This is a genomic window from Phyllobacterium sp. P5_D12 (genome assembly GCF_054049495.1).
The window spans coordinates 1-22238 of record NZ_JBFUMG010000026.1; the positions used below are offsets into that span (position 1 = coordinate 1).

Sequence of the window (22238 nt, forward strand, 5' to 3'; positions counted from 1 at the left end):
GCCAAAGCCTGCCAGAAATTATGCCGGTCAGAGCTCGAGGTGTTTCAGGCGGCGCTTGGGCCGAATGTCGAGGTCAAACGTTTCGAGCATATATTGAAAGGTGCCCGGCGCTGTGCCTACCGCATCGTCGGAAAGCACAATGAGGATTAGTTGGCGATGAAGCTGTAAAGCATGGGGCTCATATAGTTGTTGCCAACACGCCAGTAATCATGCAGCGGCCCGCCCTCGCATGCGAATCCAAGTCGCGTCACCAGCCTGATGGACGGGGCATTGTCGGGATGAATAACTGCTGCGATACGGTGGGTATTCAGCTTACCGAGGCAATGGGACATCACCGCTTGGACCCCTTCGCTCATTAGCCCCCGGCCGTGCCATTCCGATCGAAGAATGTAGMCGATCTCCAAGCGGCGATTGAGCGGCTCACGGTGATGATAATTGACCATGCCGATGCAATTATCGCTGTCCTTTTCGGCAACCGCCCAAGCGATGGATTCATTGGGTGACGTGGTCTTTGCGAGTACCCGTACCCAGCTCCGGGTTTCCTGAATATTCTTGCAGGCAGAAAAATCCCAGTAGCGCACGAGATTTGCATCTCCAATACAGGCGTGGAGCCCGACATCATCCTTTGGCTCAAAACGGCGTAACCGAAGTCTTTCGGTAAGGATCTTTGGAAAGGTCCCTGCTTGATCCACCATCATCTGCCCCACTTGGGCGGAGGTGGTACATTGCTTGCTGCTGCCTTGCGACTGCGTCTCAGGCGAACGAGCCCAAAAAGACTGATCACAATCAGCGCGATGCCAGCAGGCATGGCTCGCCAGTCGACGGCCGTCGCGCCCTTGCGCAAGACAAGATCAACCTCCGCCACCTCGAGACCATCGAAATCGCCAGGTCCGATGGTGAAGACATAATCGCCATCTTCCACCGGATCGATATCTCCAATGCTGTCGCGATAGACCTGCGGGCCCTGCGGCGAGCCCCTGTTGGCCGCTTTGCTGTTCTCGTAGTTCAAGGTCCTAACAAGAACGTCCTTGCCTTGCCGCGTGACGACAGCTGTCAATGCCGAACGCCCTATGGAGGGGACGAAATTTCGCAAAGGCTGCATATCGACGAAGGCGCGCACCGGAGCGTCGCCCGCGGTCAAGGTGACGGCGACGGGTTTGTAGGGACCGGGGCGATCATAGACGCGCCATGACCCGATTTCTTCTCCCGAGAAATTGGCGACCACCCAAGGATATCCGATCCCGAGCACAATTCCAGCGATCAAGAGAAGTAGCAAAAGCGGACGCATCAACAGTTTCTCAAGCTTTCTTTTCCCAACGCCCTTCGGCGTTCTGCTGCCAGTAGGTCAATTTGTGACCCTGTTCTTTCAACAGTTTCCATTGCGCCCTCGCCTGCTCAAGCTGTTGCTGGTCGTGGCCATCAAACATGAGAACCAGCCGCTCATAGGCTTCGACATTCTGCGGCTCGGCTCCATCGACAAGAAAGCGCACGGTCGCGTTGTTGGCGTTGCCGTAACCTGTTGTCAGGATGATTGGCTGCTCCTCCGGATGAGGCTCCTGGTCAGTCGCATGCGCAAGAAAAGACGCATCGGACCAGGTCCAAAGATGATTGTCGAGACTGTCACGCCGCTCCTCGGAACCTGTCTGGATGACGACTCTCCATTTGCGATCGAGCGAACGCTCGACGAGACCCGGCAATGCGTTCTCCAGTGTCGATTCAGTCAGATGGTAGAAGAGAATTTCGGTCATGAGTGCAGTCTTGTGTGAAAGGACTGGCTCACGTCAAGCCAGTCCCTTTTAACTTCTACCCTTCGAAATTGTCGCGAACCAGCCTGTCGAGAAGGCGAACGCCGTAGCCCGAGGCCCAAGACTGGCTATACTCATTGGTTGGCGCGCCTATTGCGGTGCCGGCAATGTCGAGATGGGCCCAAGGCGTATCGCCCACAAAGCGCTTCAGGAACTGCGCGGCGATAATTGCGCCACCATGACGCCCGCCAATGTTCTTCATGTCGGCATTCTTGGTGTCGATGAGTTTGTCGTATTCGGCGCCGAGTGGCATGCGCCACAGCCTTTCGCCGGTTGCCTGGCCGGCATCGAAGAGCTGCGCGGCAAGTGTATCGTCATTGGAAAACAGCCCCGCTTGATAAACGCCGAGTGCCACCATGATGGCGCCTGTCAAGGTCGCGAGATTGACCATGAACTTGGGCTGGAAGCGATCATTGCAATAATAAAGCGCATCGGCGAGGACTAGTCGCCCTTCCGCATCGGTGTTGAGCACTTCGATCGTCTGGCCCGACATAGACGTGACGATATCGCCAGGGCGCTGCGCATCACCATTGATCATGTTTTCAACAATCCCGATGACACCGACGACATTGACTTTGGCCTTGCGCGAGGCAAGTGCGTGCATAAGGCCGGTGACTGCGGCGGCACCGCCCATATCGCCCTTCATTTCCTCCATGCCGCCAGCGGGTTTGATCGACAGACCGCCAGAATCAAAGGTCACGCCCTTGCCGACAAAGGCGATCGGCTTGTCTTTGCTTTTCTCGCCGTGCCATTCCATGATCGCGATGCGCGCCGGACGTGTGGACCCTTGTGCGACACCGAGCAGCGAGCCCATGCCGAGCTTCTTCATGTCCTTCTCCGTCAAAATCTCGACCTTGACGTCGAGCTTTTTCAACTCTTCGACACGTTCGGCGAATTCGACTGGACCGAGAATATTGGCAGGTTCGTTGACCAGATCGCGGGCAAGAATAACGCCATCCGCCACCGCTTGGGCACTAGCAAATGCCTTTTTCGCGGCGTGAGGGTCCGCTACCTGGATAGTGATGGCAGCGACGAATTTATCTTCCTTCTCGCTCTCGTCTTTGCCTTTTTTTGTCTTGTATTTATCGAATGTGTAGGAGCGAAGAAGCATACCCAGAGCGAAATCGGCAGCGTTTTCGGCTGAGATATCTGTGCCGGGTAGCGCGAGGATCACCGAGACATTTTTGGATTTTCCGATTTTTGAAAATGCCGCGCCACCGATTTTCAGCCAATCGTCGCCCTTGAGCTTGGCCGGATCGCCGCTACCCACAAGCACCAGCCGTTCCAGTTCTGTACCATTTGGAGCAAGGGTAGATAGGCTCGTTGCAAGTTTTCCCTTGAAATCCGAGACGCTGATGATACGCGACAGCAATGCCTGTCCGACAACAGATTCGGCTTCTGCAGCTGCTTTGCCTTCAGCGGGAACGAGCAAGATTGCGGTGCCGCTTTCGACGGCTGCATATTTTGCGAAACTGATGGATGGGCGTTTGGACATGATATCTCCGGTTTGAACAAAAATGTGACTTTCATGATCGTCGATCTTGATGAATGAAGGGGGTGATCGTGAAGGGATTGACTAAGACCTTGTTAACTAGCTTTCTTCGCCTATTTTTAGCCAAGCCTGACTAGATTGAACATATGTCGGGTTTATTGAACATGTAACGGGTTCGTCCCATAAAGCTCAAAATAATGCCTTGGCTCCCATGGCATAGATTGAACGGTCGGGCTTTAATGAACGGCTGGTCGAACAAGGTGGCGGAACTCTTTTTGCGAAACATGACATGCGCCTGATTGAGATATACATCTTGCGACGGATCGTCGTCATGTTTTTTGCCGTTCTGCTTTCAGCGGTCGGAATCACATGGATCGTCCAGGTGCTCGGTCGTATCAATTTTCTGACAACCAGCGGACAGAGCTTCTACTATATTCTAAAATTCAGTTCCAATCTGCTTCCATCCGCCTTTCCCGTGGTGATGCCGTTTGCTCTGGTGATTGCCGTGACGCAAACGCTTTCGACGATGAACCAGGATTCGGAACTGGTGGTCATCAATGCGGCGGGCGCGCCACGCTCCGCCGTGATCCGTCCTGTCATGCTTTTTGCGATCGTCATCGCAGCTGCATCGTTCCTTATTTCCAACTTCGTTGTGCCGTATTCGCAGATGAACATGCGCCAAATGGTGGCCGAGGCGCGGGGCGATGTGATCAATCTCGTGGTTCAACAAGGCTCGTTCCGGGAAATCGATACGGACCTCTACCTCCAGATCGAGAACCGCGATTCCAATGGCACGATCCAGGGCCTGTTCGTTTCCGATTCCCGTGACAAGACGACGGATCTTATTTACTACGCCAAGGAAGGCCTAGTCGTCCAAACCGCCGATCAGGGCCTGCTGATCATGAAGGATGGTGAGGTTCATCGACGCGATGTGCAGACCGGCAATGTGTCCATCATTAAGTTCAATACCTATGCTCTTGATCTCGCGGCATTTCTTTCGTCGGACGACAAGGAGGCCACGATTTTTCCGAAGGACCGGCCTCTCGATTACCTCATGAATCCGGATCCGAACGACAAACAATATCAACAGCGTCCGCTTCGCTATACCTCCGAGCTCTACAAGCGCTTGACGGACTGGATGTACCCGATCGTATTTGCGCTGATCTCCCTCGCCGCAGCCGCTGACTCGCGCTCTCATCGCGAAGCGCGCATATCCGCTTCATTTACGGCGATAACGATCAGTCTCATTGTATTTTGGCTGGGATACTCGACCGGGCAGAGCACGGACAAGAACGCTTCGATGCTGCCAATGCTCTTCGCAATTCCAATTCTCGCAGCGCTTTCCGCGATCTATGCGCTTGCAACCAATCGCCAGATCGGCATCCCGACAACGTGGAGTAACTGGTTCAAACGTACTTTTGAAACCAGGCAGGTGGCATTTGCGAGCGCCGGAGCAAGATTGTTCGGTCGCAAGCGCGGAGGACACCGGTAATGATCGGCTGGACGCTCGGGCGCTACTTCTTCCTCCGCTATGTGACGATCACATGCTATTTCCTGATGGGCAGCTTTGCGCTGGCCCTGATCCTCGACTTCACTGAATTATCGGGAAAACTGTCTGCGCTGCCCGATTATTCTGCGATCCGTGCCTTTGGGCTGTCGGTGATGCGCATCCCCTACATCATGCAGCAGGTGTTTCCATTCATCGCGCTGTTTGCAGCGATGGCGACGCTAATTTCGCTCAATCGCAAATATGAACTGGTGGTCGCGCGTTCTGTCGGCGTTTCGGCCTGGCAATTTCTTCTGCCCGCCTGTACGGGCGCGTTTCTTTTCGGCCTGGCGGCTGTGCTGGTCGTCAATCCGCTTGCTGCCTATGGTTTTGAGCGGAGCGAACAGATAACGGCAAACTGGCGCGCCGGAAAAGCCAATGATGTATCGGCAGATCGTGTCCCTTGGTTGCGGCAGAAAACCGAAGAGGGCGAAACGATCATCGGCTCCAAGTCGATCGTCAACCGTGGATTGCGTTTGGTCGACGCCGTTTTCATTCGACTTGACAAGAACCAGGACGTTACCGAGCGACTGGACGCCAAGAGCGCTGATCTGGATGACGGTTTCTGGCAGCTGAATCAGGTGACGAAATTTGTGTTAGGAGAGACGCCGGTTTCCTTGGACACCGTGCGCATTCCAACCCATCTGCGCCCTGAATTCGTTGAAGAAAGCCTCGCGCGGCCCGAGACCATTCCTTTTTTTGAGCTGCGTAACAAAATTGCCGCAGCTCGCTCTTTTGGCTATCCAGCCAACGCTTTTGACATGCATTTCCAGTCTTTATTGGCTTTGCCGGCTCTGCTGATGGCGATGACTTTAATCGCTGCAACCGTTTCGTTGAAATTTGTCCGGTTTGGACAATCGGGGACGATGATTCTGGGTGGCGTCCTCGCAGGCTTCGTGCTTTATGTCGTCACTGTTGTGGTCAAGGCATTCGGGAATGCGGGATTCGTTCCGCCTTTTGTTGCCGCATGGACACCCGTGTTGATTGCAACATTTTTTGGGGTCTCCTTTCTGTTGCACAAGGAGGATGGTTAGAGTGGGATTGAATTTAACGCGCTCGGTGTTGCCGGCGTGGCTTGCACGGCTTGCGTGCAGCACGGCCTTGCTATGCCTTGCGGGCGGGATTTCGCTCCCAGCCTACGCCCAGACGGGTGATGCACTTGTTGGAAATGTAAAAACGGATCCAAACGCACAATTGCTGCTGGAGTCGGATGAGCTTGTCTATGACATCAACGCCAAGACCATTTCAGCGGTCGGTGGCGTGCAGATCGATTATGACGGAAACCGCCTCGTAGCGCGGAAGGTCACCTATGACCAGAACACCGGCCGCCTCAAAGCGGAAGGCAAGGTCGAGATCGTCGAGAAAGACGGCAACCGCATCTATGCGGAAAATCTCGATGTTACCGACGATTTCAAGGAAGGCTTCGTCAATGCATTGCGCGTTGAAGCAGCTGACAATACCCGCTTTGCAGCAGAGAGCGCGGAGCGCATCGGCGGCGAACTGACGACATTCAACAATGGTATCTACACCGCGTGCGAGCCCTGCCGGGCAAAACCCGACCGGGCGCCGCTGTGGCAGGTTCGCGCCCAGAAAATCATCTGGAACGGCAAGAAGAAGACCATTCGCTTTGAGCGTGGCCGCTTCGAAATGTTTGGCATGCCGCTGGCATTCCTGCCGGCGTTCGAAATCGCCGACCCTACAGTCAAGCGCAAGAGCGGTTTCCTCATACCGAGCTATCGCCATGAGACGGAACTCGGCACCGGCATAACAGTGCCCTATTTCTGGGCACTGGCTCCCAACTATGACCTGACGTTGCAGGGGACCTACTATACGCAGCAGGGTTTCCTGGGCGAGGCTGAATGGCGTCACCGGCTGGCCAATGGTCAATATACGATCAAGCTTGCTGGCATCGACCAGCAGGATCCTGGTGCGTTTGAGAGCATTGCCGGCGACGAGGTCGACGAAAATGCTACGACACGGGGAATGATCGGATCGACGGGTGCGTTTAATATTAATCCGCGCTGGACTTTCGGCTGGAATGTCCTTGCTCAGTCGGACAAGGCTTTTGCCTATCGCTACGGCATCGAAAACTATGACAACTATAATATTACCGACGACGTCTATCTCCGCGGTCTGCACGACCGTAACTATTTCGATCTCAGTCTCTACCGGTTCCATGTCCAGGAGGGTTTCGAAGATTCCAATCCGAGTTCCTCGGAACAGAAGCAACCCTGGGTGCTACCTAGCCTCGACTATGCCTATACGCCAACGCAGTCCGTTGCGGGCGGCGAACTCAATTTCAATTTGAATTTGCAGGCACTGCATCGCGACAAATTTGACGGAAATTTCAGCGGTGTCGATCGGACTGGTTACATAGCAGGCATAGAAGGTGACGACGGCCGTATTACCGGGGAAGCCGAATGGAAACGCTCGTTTATCACCCCAAGCGGATTGGTCATCACCCCACTTCTCGCCCTGCGAGGCGATGGTATGTATGTCGATTCCAACACAGACGGTGTCACACGTTCTGATGCTTTCCGTCCGATGGCTACCGCCGGTCTTGAGACGAAATGGCCGATCCTGTTTACAGCAGCTAACTCGACTCACGTGCTCGAGCCGACAGCCCAGCTTTTCGTTCGCAACAACGAACCCTATGCGGGTGAGATGCCGAATGAGGACGCACAGAGTTTCGTATTCGATGCATCGAACCTGTTCGAACGCGACAAGTTCTCCGGATATGATCGTGTCGAAGGTGGCACCCGTGCCAATCTTGGTCTCCGCTACTCTGGCACTTTCAACAATGGCTGGGGCTTGAATGGTATTGCAGGCCAATCGTTCCAGCTAGGTGGGCTCAATTCCTTTGCATCGCCAGATTTTGTCAATGCTGGTGCCGAATCCGGACTGGAATCGGCTCGTTCCGACTATGTTGCAATGATCGGTGCAAACAAGGGCGCGTTCAATATCACCACTGGCGGAAGATTCGATAAGGACGATTTTGAAGTCAAGCGTGCAACAGTGGCAACCACGACCGCTGGTAAATACGGCTCTGTTTATGTGAAATACGCTTTCATCGCCGCACAGGAAACCTATGGTTTCCCCGACGACCGCCAGGAAGTCACTGTCGGCGGACAGGCCAAGTTGACGCCAAATTGGCGGCTCCTCGGCTCTGCAACGTATGATCTTGTGTCGAGTACGCTCGTAAAGCGTACCGCTGCACTTGCCTATGATGACGAGTGTTTCACGTACAGCATGTACTACACTCAGGAGCAACCGGTTACAGTCGAAAACGTCGAGGGCGACAAGACCTCAACGTTTGGCTTCAATATCTCTTTCCGGACCCTGTGGGGAATCGGCAAGCCAGTCGATATCGGCGGGATCTAATCTTATTGTCTAAGCTGGCCGCACTTGCGGCCAGTCATGCTTTTGCCTTAGTAAAGCGACAATAAAGAGGAAATGAACATCAAAAGAAGAAAAACACGGTCCATTTCGCGAAAATGGTCCATGATCGGACAAGTTGAGAAATGATGGTGAGGAAGCATATTCTTGCAGCGGCGATGATCACTGCATTGAGCTCTGTTCTGGCGGTTGGCGTGACATTGCCTGCTGCAGCAAGCGAGATCAAGATTGTCGTCAATGGCGCCGCTATCACCGACTACGATATTTCAAAGCGTGCTGCCTTTCTGAAACTTCAGCATAAAAAGGGCAACCTTACCCAGCAGGCGCGGGATGAATTGACCAACGACGCGCTCAAACGCCAGGAATTGAAACGTCTCAATTTGCTTGTTTCTGACAACGAAGTGAACGACGCCTATACGCGCTTTGCTACCAACAACAAGATGACGCTCAATCAGCTCAACGGCGTATTGGACAAGTCCGGTGTGACACCGCAGCACTTCAAAGAATATATCCGAATGCAGATGAGTTGGGGCCGCGCGCTCGCCACCCGTAACCGCACACAGGGTGGAACCAGGGTGTCCGAGCAGGATGCCGTGCAACGCATGCTCAAGGACGGCGGGAAGAAGCCCGTTTCTACCGAATATCAACTGCAGCAGGTGATATTCGTTGTCCCTGCCAATAATCGCGGCATTCTCGCCAAACGGCGAGGCGAAGCCAACGCCATGCGTGGCCGTTTCAACGGCTGCCAGACAACCCGCGATATCGCCAAGGGCACGCTGGATGTCACAGTGCGCGATCTCGGCAAATTCGTAGAGCAGGAACTGCCGCCAGAATGGTCGAAGCTGGTCATATCCACACCGGTCGGCCATGCGACGACGACCTTGGATACGGATAAGGGCGTCGAATTTCTCGGCGTGTGCGCAACCCGTCAAGTCTCCGACGATCGCGTGGCCCGCCTTGTCTTTTCCCAGGAAGCAACAGCAGCGGCGGGTGACGGCAAACCGGATGCATCAGCTGAGGCTGTCGACAAGAAATATCTCGAGGAACTGCGCAGCAAGGCGAAGATCGTCACTGAATGATGGGATTGCACTGGCATGAAAGCCGCTCTCGCCGTCAGTTCCGGTGATCCTTCGGGCATTGGGCCTGACATCGCGCTCGCTGCGTGGATATTGCGCAGGCACATGCAGCTTCCTGCGTTTTTTCTGCTCGCGGACGCGGAATTAATCGCCTCGCGCGCCGTACAGCTTGGCGTGAATGTTCCACYGGAAATCACAACGCCTGAGGGCGCGGCGGCTATATTCGACGAGGCGCTGCCAATCGTGCCGCTGAAGAACCGGCAATCGGATCAACCCGGCATTCCACTGTCCGAAAATGCGGCAGGAACGATAGAGGCGATTGAAGAGGCCGTGGCATTGACGCTCGCAGGCCGCTCACGCGCAGTTGTCACCTGCCCTATCGCCAAGAAGCCGCTCTATGAGGCTGGTTTCAAATTTCCGGGTCATACGGAGTTTTTGGCACATCTTGCCGGTGAGCACCTGGGATATGCTGTAACGCCGGTAATGATGCTGGCTGGACCCTTGCTACGGGCAGTTCCCGTAACAATTCACATTGCCTTAAACAAGGTTCCTGCTGTTCTCGACACAGTGACGATCCTGACTGTCTGCCGGATCACTGCGCTGGCGCTCAAAAGTCAGTTCGGCATCGCCAACCCACGGCTTGCCATTGCCGGGTTGAACCCGCATGCGGGCGAAGGCGGCAGTATGGGTATGGAAGACGAAGTCATCGTGCGTCCGGCGGTGGAAACGCTGTGTGCTGAAGGTATCGATGCGCGTGGGCCTCTCCCGGCGGATACAATGTTCCATGCCGCTGCACGAGCCACCTATGACGCCGCCATCTGTATGTATCACGACCAGGCACTGATCCCCGCCAAGACGCTGGGTTTCGATGACAGCGTCAATGTTACGCTCGGTTTGCCCTTCKTACGTACCTCGCCGGACCACGGCACAGCCTTTGATATCGCAGGATCCGGCAGGGCCAAGCCTGACAGCCTCATTGCAGCGCTGCGGCTTGCTGATGAACTGGCGGCAAACCGCACACTCGACACATGAGCATAGATAGCCTTCCACCGCTTCGCGAAGTTATCCAACGCCATGAGTTGATGGCAAAGAAGTCTCTCGGCCAGAATTTTCTGCTCGATCTGAACCTCACGGGGAAAGTTGCACGCCAGGCAGGCGATCTCAAGGATCAGACTGTCATCGAGGTGGGACCCGGCCCTGGCGGCCTCACGCGTGCCCTTCTCGCCCAAGGTGCCAATGTTATCGCCATTGAGCGCGATGAACGCTGCTTGGCCGCCTTGCAGGAAATATCCGATCATTACCAAGGCCGGCTTCGCGTCATTGCCGGCGATGCCCTGGATACGGATTTCTCTGCGCTAGCAGACGGCAGCAATGTGAAGATCGTCGCCAATCTCCCCTATAATGTCGGTACACAATTACTGATCAGTTGGCTTCTTAGTGAACCATGGCCACCGTTCTATGCGTCGCTGACGCTGATGTTTCAACGCGAAGTGGCGGAGCGGATCGTCGCGCGCCCGGGTTCGGATGCCTATGGCCGTCTCGGGGTGCTGGCTGGCTGGCGAACCGAGGCGAAAATTACTTTTGACGTCCCGCCGCAAGCATTCACACCGCCACCAAAAGTGACTTCCTCGGTCGTCCATCTGGTGCCCCGTGTTGCCCCGCTCGCCTGCGATGCGGCAGTGCTTGGACGTGTAACCCAGGCTGCCTTCGGCCAGAGGCGCAAGATGCTGCGGCAAAGCATCAAATCGCTAGGCGGCGAGGCTTTGCTTGCCAAGGTCGGGATCGACCCGACGCGCCGGGCGGAAACGCTTTCAATCGAAGAGTTCGTAGCGTTGGCGAATGCGCTCTAGGTCAGAGCCTAGTCCAGCTTTTCATCAAGAAGACTGCTGACGAAATCGAACAGACCTGGGCAGCGGTCACGGCGCAGGCGTTCGGCGGTAACGATCGACTGGACCTGATGATAGGCGCGGTCCAGATCTTCGTTGACTATGACATAGTCGTAAGAGCGCCAACGTTCTATCTCGTTACGGGCATTGTTCAGCCGCATATTGATCACGTCCTCAGCGTCTTCGGCACGCCGATGCAGCCGCTCTTTTAGATCGGCCATGGATGGTGGAAGGATGAAAATGCTGACAACATCGCCTTTCATCTTCTCCTGCAACTGCAGCGCACCCTGCCAGTCGATGTCGAAAAGCATATCCTGACCATCCGCGAGCGCATTTTCCGCGGCCTCCCGCGGGGTGCCATAGAAATTGCCGTGGACTTCCGCCCATTCGATCAACGCGTCGCTGTCGCGCAGCCGCTCGAACTCGCGTGTCTGGATGAAATGATAATGGACGCCATCGATTTCGCTGGCGCGGCGCGGACGTGTCGTCACGCTGATCGAAAGCGCGAGATCTAATTCTTCCTTGTGCGTAAGCAGCATTCGGGCAATCGTCGACTTGCCAGCGCCGGACGGCGATGACAGGACGAGCATAAGACCGCGTCTCTTGATGCTGTTGTGCATGGTCACTCCAGATTCTGTATCTGCTCGCGCAATTGATCCACAACAGCCTTCAGGTCAAGTCCGATCGATGTAATCGAAGCCGCGTTGGCCTTGGAACAGAGCGTATTCGCCTCGCGGTTGAATTCCTGTGTCAGGAAATCAAGCTTGCGGCCTACACCGTTGCCTTCCTTCAGAAGATCACGGGCGGCGGTGACATGCAGCTCCAGCCGGTCGAGCTCTTCCTGGATGTCAGCCTTCGTCGCAAGGAATGCCGCCTCCATATACAGCCGCGATTCGTCCAATGCGGGAGCGGCATCGAGCAGCAGCGAAACTTGTGCAGCCAGACGCGAGCGAATTGCATCAAACGAGCGGCTTGGATCAAGCCTTGCCTGTTCCACCAGCATCTCGATCGCCGCGATTTGTACAGTCAAAATCTCGCCCAGCGCCTTGCCCTCGGCCTGGCGATTGTGCGCCAGTTGAACCAGTGTCTCGTCCAGAACCGCCAGTACTGCTTCTTCTATCTTGTGCTGATCTTCAGGATCGGCGGTCTCCTGTGGCGCCTCCAGGACCCCGCGGAGCGCCATGAGGCCCTCCGGCGTGGATGCTGCCAGACCGTAATCTTCGCGCAGACGTGCAGCGATCGCCGCCAGTTCCTTCAGAAGTGGTTCGTTGATGATCGCCTTGGCAACACCCGCGCTGCGATCGACGGTAACGGCCGCCTGGAAATTACCGCGCTTGAAATGTTGGCTAAAAAGGATACGGGCCTTCTGCTCGATCGTTTCAAGGCCTGCTGGCAGGCGAAACCGCACGTCGAGACCTTTGCCGTTAACCGACTTGATTTCCCACGAGATTTGCACCCCGGCGCTGTTCCGGAGGTGACGGGCAAATCCCGTCATGCTTTGCAATGACATGTCTACCCCCTGGAACGAAAGGCCCTGAACTTCCTCGGGCCTTTCCAGTATCAATTTCCGTTGTCTGCGTCCGGCCATGCATTCTTGTCACCGGTTGCCGCCTTGGCGGCTTCATCGAGACGATTCTTCTCGACCTCGCGCCAGCGTTTCACATTATCATTGTGCTCTTCGAGCGTCTCAGCAAATACATGTCCGCCAGTGCCATCGGCAACGAAGTAAAGGTCCTTGGTCTGTGACGGATGAGCGACGGCTTCCAGCGCGTCACGACCAGGATTTGCAATCGGCCCGGGCGGCAGGCCATTGATCGTATAAGTGTTATAAGGCGTCGGCTTCTCGAGATCTGACTTCAGGATCGGGCGGTCCGACGGCTTGCCCTTGCCACCAAATAGGCCATAAATAATCGTTGGATCGGATTGAAGGCGCATGCGGTTGTTCAACCGGTTAATGAAGACGGCGGCGACGCGTGGACGCTCGTCCGCCTTGCCGGTCTCTTTTTCGACAATGGATGCGAGCGTCACGAACTCTTCAATGGTTTTCAACGGAGTTTTGGGATCGCGGCGTTCCCATATGTCTTCGACCAGCTTTTTCTGATCGGCCTGCATCTTCTTAATGAGTTCCTCGCGTGTTGTACCGCGAGAAAAGCGCATCGTATTGGCAAAAAGCGAGCCTTCACTCGGCATGATTGCCGGCAAATCACCAACAAGCACGTCATCCTCACGCACCCGTTGGAAAATCTGCTCGACGGTAAGTCCTTCGGGAATCGTCAGCGAATGAAGCAGTGATTTTCCGCTGCGCAACAGATCCATGATCTCTCGCATGGACGCATGCGCCTTGATTTCGTACTCGCCAGCCTTCATGTCGCCCTGATGGCCATAGGCCTGAACGCCATATTTAAAGACCCGGGCATCACTGATAATGTTACGCCTTTCCAGCCCGTCGGCAATCTCAACAATCCCGGTACCGCTCTTCACAACGTAGTTGGTTGTAACATCGCTAGGTCCAGGCTCATTGAACGCCAGCTTGCCAAAGTATACAGCGGCCGCGGCAGCAAGAACCACCAGAACGACAAGCGACAGCATGAAATTGGCAAAAACAACGATCTGGCTGCGAGCGCGGCGAGAGCGTCGCTTCGGCGGAGGTGGCGGTGTACCCGGTTCAGGACGCAACGCTTCGGAAGCCGATTGCGGGACAATCGGCTTGCGATCCGGCGCGTTGGCGGCTGAACCGTTTGTCTCTTCAGACTGCTGATCTGAGCTCACGCAAGCACCTCGGGACATGATACCGGCTGACGCCGGTAGAATCGATTGTGAATATGGCAAAAACGCGAGAGCGCTCCGCCAAGGAATCAATCACTGTTGATAACGCCGCATTACGAGCGAAGCATTCGTACCGCCAAACCCGAAGGAATTGGAAAGCGCGATATCGATCTTGCGTTCGCGCGGTTTGTGCGGAACCAGATCGATCTTCGTTTCCTTGGAAGGCTTATCGAGATTGATCGTTGCAGGGGCGATATTATCGCGGATCGCCAACACGCAGAAAATAGCCTCCGTCGAGCCAGCGGCACCAAGAAGGTGGCCGATGGAGGATTTGGTGGATGACATCGATATTTTCGAAGCGGCGTCGCCAACAACGCGTTCGACCGCTCCGAGTTCAATCGTATCGGCCATCGTCGAAGTGCCGTGCGAGTTGATGTAATCCAAATCGTCCGGGGTTATGCCTGCGCGCTTCAAAGCCATTTCCATAGAGCGCTGCGCGCCCTCACCACTCTCCGATGGTGCGGTGATGTGGTAAGCATCGCCGGACAAGCCATAGCCGATGATCTCGGCATAGATCTTGGCACCGCGAGCAAGGGCATGTTCCAGCTCTTCAAGGACGACAACGCCCGCGCCTTCACCCATCACGAAACCATCGCGGTCTTCATCATAGGGTCTTGAGGCAGTTGTCGGATCGTCGTTTCTGGCAGTGGACAACGCCTTGCATGCAGCAAAGCCGGCTAGCGAAATTCGGCTGACTGGCGACTCGGTGCCACCAGCCACCATCACGTCGGCGTCTCCGAATGCGATCAAACGCGAGGCGTCGCCGATAGCGTGTGCGCCGGTGGAACAAGCGGTAACGACCGCATGATTCGGACCCCGCAGCTTATGTTTGATCGATACCTGGCCGGAAGCCAGGTTTATCAAACGGCCGGGGATGAAGAACGGCGATATGCGCCGGGGGCCCTTGTCGCGAAGTGTATAGCCTGCTTCTACAATGCCTTCGAGGCCACCAATGCCGGACCCGATCAAAACACCCGTACGGATCTGATCTTCATCACTTTCCGGCGCCCACTTGGCATCCGCAAGCGCTTGGTCGGCCGCCGCAACAGCGTAAATAATGAAAGGATCGACCTTGCGCTGCTCTTTGGGTTCCATCCAATCGTCAGGATTAAATGTACCATCAGAGCCATCGCCTACCGGAATACGGCAGGCAATCTTGCAAGGAAGATCTTCAACTTCAAATTCCGTCACACGCCGGGCGCCGCTCTGGCCGGCAAGGAGCCGTGACCAGGTTAGTTCAACCCCGGATGCGAGAGGAGAAACCAGCCCAAGGCCGGTTATGACAACACGCCTCATGGCAGATCCTTAACTATCAAATGCAACATGATTGTTTCCGGCCCAACGCATGAACGAGCAAGGCTAAACACCTTATATCACGATCGCTGCGGGGCCGAACAAAAATCAGGCAGACGCTTTGTCGATGAACTTGACGGCATCGCCGACTGTCAGAATTGTCTCGGCAGCATCGTCGGGGATTTCGACGCCAAACTCTTCTTCAAAAGCCATCACGAGCTCGACAGTATCAAGGCTGTCGGCGCCCAGATCGTCGATGAAGCTCGCACCATCGGTGACTTTCTCGGCATCAACGCCCAGATGTTCAATAACGATTTTCTTGACGCGTTCTGCAGTATCACTCATGTGGAAACCTCAACCTGTTTGTTTTTCCCTATGCCTTGGTTAGCGGCACGGATGACTCTAATCAAGCAATAAGATGGTTGTTCCGCCCTGTTTAACAGCTAAAACACCCGTCCTTGCGGCTCTTTCCTTGCGGAACTGAAAGGACATCAAATCGATTTGACTGCCCAGACTGGTGCGCGACTTATCACGCTTTATTCACGGTCTCAATCTCATAAATGTGATTGAGACCGATACCGGTGGATACGATCGATGCAAACCCGATCAGATCATCGCCATACCGCCGTTGACGTGAATGGTCTGCCCGGTGACATAAGATGCTTCGGTGCTGGCAAGATAGACAACCGACGAAGCAACTTCGGCGCCCGTACCCATGCGACGCATCGGGATAGCTGACATGATGCTTTCCTTCTGCTTGTCGTTGAGCTTGTCGGTCATTGCCGATTCGATGAAACCCGGTGCAACGCAGTTGACCGTGACGTTACGGCTGGCGATTTCCTGCGCCAACGATTTGGAGAAGCCGATGAGTCCTGCTTTGGAAGCGACATAATTGGTTTGACCCGGATTTCCTGTCACGCCCACTACCGAAGTTATGTTGATGACGCGGCCATAGCGGCGGCGCATCATTGGATGCGTGAGTTCGCGAGTCAGGCGGAAAACCGCAGTCAGGTTGACTTCAAGCACATTGTCCCAGTCCGCATCGCTCATGCGCACGAACAGACCGTCTTTGGTGATGCCCGCATTGTTGACGAGTATCTCAACGCCTCCAAGATCAGCTTCGGCCTTTTCACCAAGCGCCTTGACCTCATCTCGATTGGAAAGGTTAGCCGGGAAGATCATGACGCGATCGCTAAAATCAGACGCCAAAGCTTCTAGCTTTTCCACACGGGTGCCATGAAGACCCACGATTGCGCCCTGTGCATGAAGCGCGCGAGCGATTGCCTCGCCAATACCACCCGTCGCACCCGTGATAAGAGCCTTGCGGCCTGTGAGATCAAACATTGCGCGTTCCTTTTTAAACGTTGAGGGCAGCAACAGCCGCATCGATGTCTTCTGGCGTGCCGACAGCAATACCGGAGATGTCCTTATTAATACGGCGGGCAAGACCAGTCAGCACTCTACCCGCACCGATTTCGTAGAGCGTTGTGACCCCATTATTGCCAAACCATTCCACCGTCTCGCGCCAGCGTACTTGTCCCGTCACTTGCTCAACCAGCAATGCGGCGATTTCGGTTGCAGACTTGACTGGCGCAGCGCGGACATTGGCAATAAGCGGCACGACCGGATCGTTTTTGGAAACATTGGCCAATGCGACGCGCATGGCCTCAGCGGCCGGCTCCATCAAAGCAGAGTGGAAAGGAGCGGAAACCGGCAGCATGATCGCACGCTTGGCGCCTTTTGCGGATGCCAGCGCCGCCGCCGCCTCGACAGGACCTTTCGCGCCAGAGATCACCAGCTGACCGCCGCCATTGTCGTTGGCAATCTGGACGGGTCCCTGCTTTGAGGCTTCGGCGCAAATCGCCTCAACATCTTCGTGTTCAAGGCCGATGATGGCGGCCATGGCGCCCTCGCCCGCAGGAACCGCCTTCTGCATGGCATTCCCGCGAATGCGCAAGAGGCGCGCCGTATCGGATAGCGAGAATGTGCCGGCTGCACAAAGCGCAGAATATTCGCCGAGAGAATGACCGGCGACATAGGCAACCTTATCCTTCAAGGATACGCCCTTGGACTCCAGCACGCGAAATACGGCGACGGATACGGCCATCAGTGCGGGCTGGGCGTTGGCAGTCAGCGTCAATGTTTCTTCGGGACCTTCCCAGATGATCGAAGACAGCTTCTCACCCAAAGCTTCGTCAACCTCGTCGAAAACAGCACGCGCCTCGGGGAAGTTCTCGGCCAAAGCCTTGCCCATGCCGACAACCTGGCTTCCTTGACCCGGAAAGGTGAATGCAATGGACATAAGCTGCGCCTCCAAAGGTTGCTTATAGCGTGAATCTGTCGCGCGATGTGCCTACAGGCAAGCACGAAGTCAAGCTTTGATGCCAGAGTTATAAACTGTAAGAATGGTTTGAATAAAGTTAGCAGTGCTGCTTTGCGTGGTTCGACGGGCTCACGTTTTCTTGGTTTTACAAAAGTCAAATGCTCATGTTCGGATAAAATTCCCGGCCGGGTTGCTTATTTGGGCATTTGCCCGTATAGAGCGCCCGTTCATTGCTCGGCGTCAGCTGGGGGCTGAACGGAGGGCCGGATTTCGATCCGTCGAAGCATAAGAGCTTCAGCCTCCCGTGTCTCCGCTCTCGATCGTCTCCATCAGCGTCCTTTCTTCGCCGGTCTCCGGCAGAGAGATTCGCAGAGGTTTACCGTTGATACCGGGCAATATTAACGAAGAAAGGCAAAGACAAATGGCTCTTTATGAACATGTGTTCCTTGCTCGACAGGATATATCGCAGCAGCAGGTCGATGCGCTTGTAGAACAGTACAAGGGTATCATCGAGACCAATGGCGGCTCAGTCGGGCGTATTGAAAGCTGGGGACTTCGTGCCCTCACCTATCGCATAAACAAGAACCGCAAGGCGTATTATTCGCTGCTCAACATCACTGCTCCTGCAGCAGCTGTTGCCGAGCTCGAGCGTCAGCAGCGCATCAACGAAGACGTCCTGCGTTTCATGACGATCCGCGTTGACGAACACGAGGAAGGCCAGTCGGCCATGCTCGCTCGCCGTGACGATCGCCGCGACCGCGACGACAACAAGTTCGGTGGCCGCGACGACGACCGTCCGCGCCGTCCACGCCGTCCGCGTGACGAAGCCGGTGAAGGAGCAGAATAATGGTTGATATCAATCAGATCCCGACCCGCCGTCCGTTCCATCGCCGCCGCAAGACCTGCCCGTTCTCGGGTGCCAATGCGCCGAAGATCGACTACAAGGACGTGAAGCTCCTGTCGCGCTACATTTCCGAGCGTGGCAAGATCGTTCCTTCCCGTATCACAGCTGTCAGCCAGAAGAAGCAGCGCGAACTCGCCCAGGCGATCAAGCGTGCCCGTTTCCTCGGCCTGCTGCCATACGTTGTAAAGTAATAGAATTGAGGCGGTGGGTTTCGACCCGCCGCCTCATTCCACCATCCGTGATGGGCGCGGGCCTGGTGGACCAAAGCAATTCCAGGAAAAGTGGGAACCGGTTTTCCGTCAGGGATTGCGTCAAAACAAATTGAAACCCGAGTTGAGGTAGTGGTCTAAGGACCGCCTCTAACTGCTGAAACAAGCAGGACAGCGAGCGAAATGAAACTGACTGCAAAAGATATCGGCGTGGGTGTGTTGGCGGGCTTTGCCGCTGCACTGCTTTCGGTTGGCGTTATCACGCAATCGACCCTCGCCATGGCGCTGTTGCTGTTTTCGCCGCTGCCTATTTTTGTTGCCGCCCTCGGCTGGGGTACGGCCGCCGGCTTGATAGCCGCCCTTTCCATGGCTGTTGCCGTATCCGTGCTTGCCGCGCCAATGGCGGCGCTTATCGTTGTCCTGATCACTGCGCTCCCTGCCGCTGCTGCCTCTTATTTTACCGGCCTGGCGCGCCCTGCCGATGAGATCGGTGGACCGAAGGACGTCATGGTCTGGTATCCGCTCGCCGATACTCTGCTGCGCCTGGCGCTGATTGTAGCAGCCAGTTTCATTGCAATCGGAATGCTCGTCGGATTTGGCGATGAACTTGCAGGCGAACTGGCGAAATCACTGGGGCAGCAGCTTGCCGCGAGCAACCCTGAACTTGCCGCAAATGCCGATGTTGCGCAGAGCATGGCACTGTTTGTCGTGCGTGTACTGCCGGCCCTTCAGCCTGCCGTATGGGTGACGATAATCGTCGCCAATCTCTATCTGGCACTGCGGTTGACGGCCGCTTCCGGCAAACTACGCCGACCGCATGATGACTGGCCGCGGGCGCTGCGTATGCCTCGCTCCGCACTTATCATCTTCGCCATCGTTTGCGCTGCTTGTTTTTTGCCGGGCGGTATCGGCTACGCCGCAACGGCAATAGCCGGCGCACTCGGTGCCGGTTTCACTATGGCCGGTTTCGCCATACTGCATGCAAGAACGCGCGGCGCACCATGGCGTCCAGTGGCACTATGGTTCGCTTACCTCGCGGTTCTGCTTTTCGCCTTTGTGCTTTTCCTCTTCCTTCTTGCCGRTTTGTTCGACACGTCGCGCAACGCCCCGGTTTCGAAGGCTGCGAATACAACACCACCTAACAACGACAACTAACATTAGAACAGACAAGGATAATTCAAATGGAAGTCATTCTTCTCGAACGTATCAGCCGCCTCGGCCAGATGGGCGAAACAGTCAAGGTAAAGGACGGCTTTGCCCGTAATTTCCTGTTGCCACAGGGCAAGGCTCTTCGTGCCAACGAACCCAACAAGAAGAAGTTCGAAGGTCAGCGCGCGCAGCTCGAAGCACGCAACCTCGAACGCAAGACGGAAGCACAGGCGATCGCCGAAAAGCTCGACGGCAAGTCGTTCATCGCCGTTCGTTCGGCTGGCGAAACCGGTCAGCTTTACGGTTCAGTTTCGACACGCGATATCGCTGATCTGATCACCGCTGAAGGCTTCTCGATCAACCGTAACCAGGTTGAACTGAACACTCCGATCAAGACCATTGGCCTGCACAAGATCGTGCTGACACTACATCCGGAAGTCGAAGCAACGGTCACGATCAACATTGCCCGTACTGCAGATGAAGCCGAGCGTCAGGTAAAGGGCGAAGATCTTACCTCCGCTGAGGCGATCTACGGTATCGAGGAAGTTCCGCTTGCGGACGAATTCTTCGATGAGGACGAAGAAGGCGAAGAAAACGCCTGATCTTTTTTCGAGAGATCATTCTTTCGAATGATCTCATCAACATTTTGAAAGTACTCGGCAGCAGTGCCGGGTATTTTTTTGCTTTTCAGGAACAAAAAAAAGATTAGATTTGTTTGTCCTACCACGCCCGACCACGGCTCACCTCCCGAGCCTGTTAATGGCCGAGCTCTATCGTCAATGATGGAGATTGTTCATGAATGCCATACTAAAAGCCGCGCTCTCGCGGATGATCTACACTGGCACTTTGGTTATCACAGACTCTTCCGGTAAATCTCAAACCTTCGGTGATGGAACCGGAGAGCAATTCGCCTTTCGCATCAATAGCGCTGCGGCCGAACGAAAGATCGCATTCGACCCATCGCTGCACTTCCCGGAAGCCTATATGAATGGCGATATCGATGTTCTCGAAGGCGATATTTATGACGTCCTGAAGATTATCTTCGAAAATACCGGGGCGACTGTCGCCAAGGAACCCTGGATGCTGGCGATAGAAGGCATTCGCCGGGCTACCCGTCGGCTGCATCAGATGAACACGCTGACGCGCGCTTCCAGCAACGTTCAGCGCCACTACGATCTGTCTGAAGATCTCTACAGGTTGTTCCTTGATACGGACATGCAGTATTCCTGTGCCTACTTTGAACGCCCCGATGCCACGCTGGAAGAGGCACAACTGGCGAAGAAGCGTCACATCGCAGCCAAGCTTTTGGTTCGAAAGGATCACAAAATCCTTGATATCGGCTGTGGCTGGGGCGGTCTCGGAATCTACCTCGCCAAGCACCTCGAAGCCAATGTGACCGGTGTAACGCTGTCGCAAGAGCAATTCAGTATCGCCAACAAGCGCGCATTTGAAGAAGGCCTGACGGCGCAGGCGCAATTCAGCTTGCAGGACTACCGGACTATCGAAGAGAGCTTTGACCGGATCGTGTCGGTCGGTATGTTCGAACATGTCGGTATCGGGCACTTCCCGGAATATTTCCAGCACACCGCGCGGCTTTTGAAGAAGGACGGCGTATTCCTTCTGCACTCTATCGGGCGCTCGGATGGCCCCTCCTATACAAACGCCTTCATCCAGAAATACATATTCCCGGGCGGTTATATTCCGGCACTCTCGGAAGTGCTGCCTCACATCGAAAGGGCTGGTCTCGTTGTCACCGATATCGAGATTCTCCGGCTGCACTATGCGGACACTTTGCGTATCTGGCGCGAACGATTCATGGCGAATCGCGAGAAAGCCAAGGCGATCTACGATGAACGGTTCTGCCGCATGTGGGAGTTCTATCTTGCAGCTTCGGAAGCGGCTTTCCGCTGGCAGAATCTGGTGGTGTTCCAGATCCAGCTCGCACACCGGCAGGAAGCCGTGCCAATAACCCGGAACTATATAGAGAAGGAAGAAAAGCGGCTCAAGCGGCTCGAATGCGAACGCAGCTCAGCCAACAGCCAGGTGGAAACCAAGGAATCAGTCGCTGGGCGGTAACGCTCCAATAGTTCGATGGTGTCGAGCTTCCCGATCGGTTCGAGCAAAGCACCTTCTCTCCGTCATCCTCGGGCTTGACCCGAGGACCCACGGCCGAGACGCATTGAACCCACCGACTGCACCACGCATTCCAGCCCAGCGCTATTCTCAATCCCGAATTTCGAATCATCTAACTGGATGCCGTCGAGTTCGTTGCTCGAGCTGACACTCCTTTGCCGTGGGTCCTCGGGTCAAGCCCGAGGATGACGGAGGGGTCG

The 22238-nt window shown here is 55.4% G+C and carries 22 protein-coding genes and 1 pseudogene; 12 read left to right on the forward strand and 11 right to left on the reverse strand.

Annotation, left to right across the window (positions count from 1 at the left end; translation table 11 throughout):
- Positions 1-150, forward strand: a pseudogene (locus tag ACXJ5O_RS03740) (MarR family transcriptional regulator); the annotation flags it as partial.
- Here ACXJ5O_RS03740 and ACXJ5O_RS03745 read toward each other — a convergent pair.
- The 4 genes from ACXJ5O_RS03745 to ACXJ5O_RS03760 are packed head-to-tail and all read right to left on the reverse strand — an operon-like array spanning position 147 to position 3300.
- Positions 147-698, reverse strand: coding sequence for a GNAT family N-acetyltransferase (locus tag ACXJ5O_RS03745; RefSeq protein WP_457298714.1), 552 nt, complete (start codon positions 696-698; stop codon positions 147-149). The pseudogene ACXJ5O_RS03740 and the gene ACXJ5O_RS03745 overlap by 4 nt on opposite strands.
- A complete protein-coding gene (locus tag ACXJ5O_RS03750) occupies positions 695-1291 on the reverse strand; it encodes a hypothetical protein (protein ID WP_457298715.1) in 597 nt (198 codons plus the stop codon). The genes ACXJ5O_RS03745 and ACXJ5O_RS03750 overlap by 4 nt, the downstream gene beginning before the upstream one ends.
- Positions 1292-1298: 7 nt before the next feature.
- The gene (locus ACXJ5O_RS03755; RefSeq protein ID WP_457298716.1) at positions 1299-1748 is read right to left on the reverse strand and encodes a DNA polymerase III subunit chi; all 450 of its coding nucleotides are present in this window, start codon (positions 1746-1748) and stop codon (positions 1299-1301) included.
- A 55-nt stretch (positions 1749-1803) separates the two neighbouring features.
- Positions 1804-3300, reverse strand: a complete 1497-nt coding sequence (locus ACXJ5O_RS03760; protein ID WP_457298717.1) for a leucyl aminopeptidase — start codon at positions 3298-3300, stop codon at positions 1804-1806.
- Between the two features lie 286 nt (positions 3301-3586).
- Here ACXJ5O_RS03760 and ACXJ5O_RS03765 point away from each other — a divergent pair, with 286 nt between their 5' ends.
- The 6 genes from ACXJ5O_RS03765 to rsmA all read left to right on the forward strand — a co-directional run bounded on the left by ACXJ5O_RS03765 (position 3587) and on the right by rsmA (position 11165).
- Positions 3587-4789 (forward strand): LptF/LptG family permease, encoded by a 1203-nt coding sequence (locus ACXJ5O_RS03765; RefSeq protein WP_114429440.1) that lies wholly within the window; start codon positions 3587-3589, stop codon positions 4787-4789.
- Positions 4789-5877, forward strand: coding sequence for an LPS export ABC transporter permease LptG (gene lptG / locus ACXJ5O_RS03770; RefSeq protein WP_457298718.1), 1089 nt, complete (start codon positions 4789-4791; stop codon positions 5875-5877). The genes ACXJ5O_RS03765 and lptG overlap by 1 nt, the downstream gene beginning before the upstream one ends.
- A 1-nt stretch (position 5878) precedes the next feature.
- On the forward strand, positions 5879-8224 hold the full coding sequence (locus ACXJ5O_RS03775; RefSeq protein ID WP_457298719.1) for an LPS-assembly protein LptD: 2346 nt from the start codon (positions 5879-5881) through the stop codon (positions 8222-8224).
- A 140-nt stretch (positions 8225-8364) separates the two neighbouring features.
- On the forward strand, positions 8365-9318 hold the full coding sequence (locus ACXJ5O_RS03780; protein WP_457298720.1) for a SurA N-terminal domain-containing protein: 954 nt from the start codon (positions 8365-8367) through the stop codon (positions 9316-9318).
- 15 nt (positions 9319-9333) lie between these two features.
- Positions 9334-10347: a 4-hydroxythreonine-4-phosphate dehydrogenase PdxA gene (gene pdxA / locus ACXJ5O_RS03785; protein ID WP_457298721.1), complete on the forward strand. Its 1014-nt coding sequence runs from the start codon at positions 9334-9336 to the stop codon at positions 10345-10347.
- Complete coding sequence (rsmA, locus tag ACXJ5O_RS03790; RefSeq protein WP_457298722.1) at positions 10344-11165, forward strand: 16S rRNA (adenine(1518)-N(6)/adenine(1519)-N(6))-dimethyltransferase RsmA; 822 nt, start codon at positions 10344-10346, stop codon at positions 11163-11165. The genes pdxA and rsmA overlap by 4 nt, the downstream gene beginning before the upstream one ends.
- An 8-nt stretch (positions 11166-11173) precedes the next feature.
- Here the strand turns inward: rsmA and gmk are convergent, their stop codons facing one another.
- From gmk to fabD, 7 genes are all read right to left on the reverse strand, one after another.
- Positions 11174-11821: a guanylate kinase gene (gene gmk, locus ACXJ5O_RS03795; protein WP_224505714.1), complete on the reverse strand. Its 648-nt coding sequence runs from the start codon at positions 11819-11821 to the stop codon at positions 11174-11176.
- Between the two features lie 2 nt (positions 11822-11823).
- The gene (locus ACXJ5O_RS03800) at positions 11824-12711 is read right to left on the reverse strand and encodes a YicC/YloC family endoribonuclease (RefSeq protein WP_457298723.1); all 888 of its coding nucleotides are present in this window, start codon (positions 12709-12711) and stop codon (positions 11824-11826) included.
- Between the two features lie 50 nt (positions 12712-12761).
- The gene (gene mltG, locus ACXJ5O_RS03805) at positions 12762-13988 is read right to left on the reverse strand and encodes an endolytic transglycosylase MltG (RefSeq protein WP_457298724.1); all 1227 of its coding nucleotides are present in this window, start codon (positions 13986-13988) and stop codon (positions 12762-12764) included.
- Positions 13989-14060: 72 nt separating this feature from the next.
- On the reverse strand, positions 14061-15323 hold the full coding sequence (fabF, locus tag ACXJ5O_RS03810; RefSeq protein WP_457298725.1) for a beta-ketoacyl-ACP synthase II: 1263 nt from the start codon (positions 15321-15323) through the stop codon (positions 14061-14063).
- A gap of 105 nt (positions 15324-15428) precedes the next feature.
- Positions 15429-15665 carry an acyl carrier protein gene (locus ACXJ5O_RS03815; RefSeq protein ID WP_091880344.1) on the reverse strand — a complete coding sequence of 79 codons (237 nt, stop codon included), beginning with the start codon at positions 15663-15665 and terminating at the stop codon, positions 15429-15431.
- Between the two features lie 261 nt (positions 15666-15926).
- Complete coding sequence (fabG, locus tag ACXJ5O_RS03820) at positions 15927-16664, reverse strand: 3-oxoacyl-[acyl-carrier-protein] reductase (RefSeq protein WP_457298726.1); 738 nt, start codon at positions 16662-16664, stop codon at positions 15927-15929.
- A gap of 13 nt (positions 16665-16677) precedes the next feature.
- Complete coding sequence (gene fabD, locus ACXJ5O_RS03825) at positions 16678-17622, reverse strand: ACP S-malonyltransferase (protein ID WP_457298727.1); 945 nt, start codon at positions 17620-17622, stop codon at positions 16678-16680.
- Between the two features lie 442 nt (positions 17623-18064).
- On the opposite strand from fabD, the gene rpsF reads away from it, so the two are divergent.
- The 5 genes from rpsF to ACXJ5O_RS03850 all read left to right on the forward strand — a co-directional run bounded on the left by rpsF (position 18065) and on the right by ACXJ5O_RS03850 (position 21981).
- Entirely contained in the window at positions 18065-18490 is a 426-nt protein-coding gene (gene rpsF / locus ACXJ5O_RS03830; RefSeq protein ID WP_106717052.1) for a 30S ribosomal protein S6, read from the forward strand.
- Positions 18490-18738 (forward strand): 30S ribosomal protein S18, encoded by a 249-nt coding sequence (gene rpsR / locus ACXJ5O_RS03835; protein WP_008128538.1) that lies wholly within the window; start codon positions 18490-18492, stop codon positions 18736-18738. The genes rpsF and rpsR overlap by 1 nt, the downstream gene beginning before the upstream one ends.
- 201 nt (positions 18739-18939) lie before the next feature.
- Complete coding sequence (locus tag ACXJ5O_RS03840) at positions 18940-19911, forward strand: DUF2232 domain-containing protein (protein ID WP_457298728.1); 972 nt, start codon at positions 18940-18942, stop codon at positions 19909-19911.
- A 26-nt stretch (positions 19912-19937) separates the two neighbouring features.
- Positions 19938-20507: a 50S ribosomal protein L9 gene (gene rplI, locus ACXJ5O_RS03845; RefSeq protein ID WP_457298729.1), complete on the forward strand. Its 570-nt coding sequence runs from the start codon at positions 19938-19940 to the stop codon at positions 20505-20507.
- Positions 20508-20700: 193 nt separating this feature from the next.
- Positions 20701-21981, forward strand: coding sequence for a class I SAM-dependent methyltransferase (locus ACXJ5O_RS03850; protein WP_457298730.1), 1281 nt, complete (start codon positions 20701-20703; stop codon positions 21979-21981).
- The last annotated feature ends 257 nt before the right edge of the window (positions 21982-22238 follow it).

Coding starts and splice junctions, on each gene's coding strand:
- ACXJ5O_RS03850 (WP_457298730.1), top strand. CDS start 20,701: ATGAATGCCATACTAAAAGCCGCGCTCTCGCGGATGATCTACACTGGC.
- gmk (WP_224505714.1), bottom strand. CDS start 11,821: ATGCACAACAGCATCAAGAGACGCGGTCTTATGCTCGTCCTGTCATCG.
- fabD (WP_457298727.1), bottom strand. CDS start 17,622: ATGTCCATTGCATTCACCTTTCCGGGTCAAGGAAGCCAGGTTGTCGGC.
- ACXJ5O_RS03760 (WP_457298717.1), bottom strand. CDS start 3,300: ATGTCCAAACGCCCATCCATCAGTTTCGCAAAATATGCAGCCGTCGAA.
- ACXJ5O_RS03815 (WP_091880344.1), bottom strand. CDS start 15,665: ATGAGTGATACTGCAGAACGCGTCAAGAAAATCGTTATTGAACATCTG.
- rplI (WP_457298729.1), top strand. CDS start 19,938: ATGGAAGTCATTCTTCTCGAACGTATCAGCCGCCTCGGCCAGATGGGC.
- lptG (WP_457298718.1), top strand. CDS start 4,789: ATGATCGGCTGGACGCTCGGGCGCTACTTCTTCCTCCGCTATGTGACG.
- ACXJ5O_RS03780 (WP_457298720.1), top strand. CDS start 8,365: ATGATGGTGAGGAAGCATATTCTTGCAGCGGCGATGATCACTGCATTG.
- rpsR (WP_008128538.1), top strand. CDS start 18,490: ATGGTTGATATCAATCAGATCCCGACCCGCCGTCCGTTCCATCGCCGC.
- fabG (WP_457298726.1), bottom strand. CDS start 16,664: ATGTTTGATCTCACAGGCCGCAAGGCTCTTATCACGGGTGCGACGGGT.
- rpsF (WP_106717052.1), top strand. CDS start 18,065: ATGGCTCTTTATGAACATGTGTTCCTTGCTCGACAGGATATATCGCAG.
- ACXJ5O_RS03765 (WP_114429440.1), top strand. CDS start 3,587: ATGCGCCTGATTGAGATATACATCTTGCGACGGATCGTCGTCATGTTT.
- fabF (WP_457298725.1), bottom strand. CDS start 15,323: ATGAGGCGTGTTGTCATAACCGGCCTTGGGCTGGTTTCTCCTCTCGCA.
- mltG (WP_457298724.1), bottom strand. CDS start 13,988: ATGTCCCGAGGTGCTTGCGTGAGCTCAGATCAGCAGTCTGAAGAGACA.
- rsmA (WP_457298722.1), top strand. CDS start 10,344: ATGAGCATAGATAGCCTTCCACCGCTTCGCGAAGTTATCCAACGCCAT.
- ACXJ5O_RS03755 (WP_457298716.1), bottom strand. CDS start 1,748: ATGACCGAAATTCTCTTCTACCATCTGACTGAATCGACACTGGAGAAC.
- ACXJ5O_RS03800 (WP_457298723.1), bottom strand. CDS start 12,711: ATGTCATTGCAAAGCATGACGGGATTTGCCCGTCACCTCCGGAACAGC.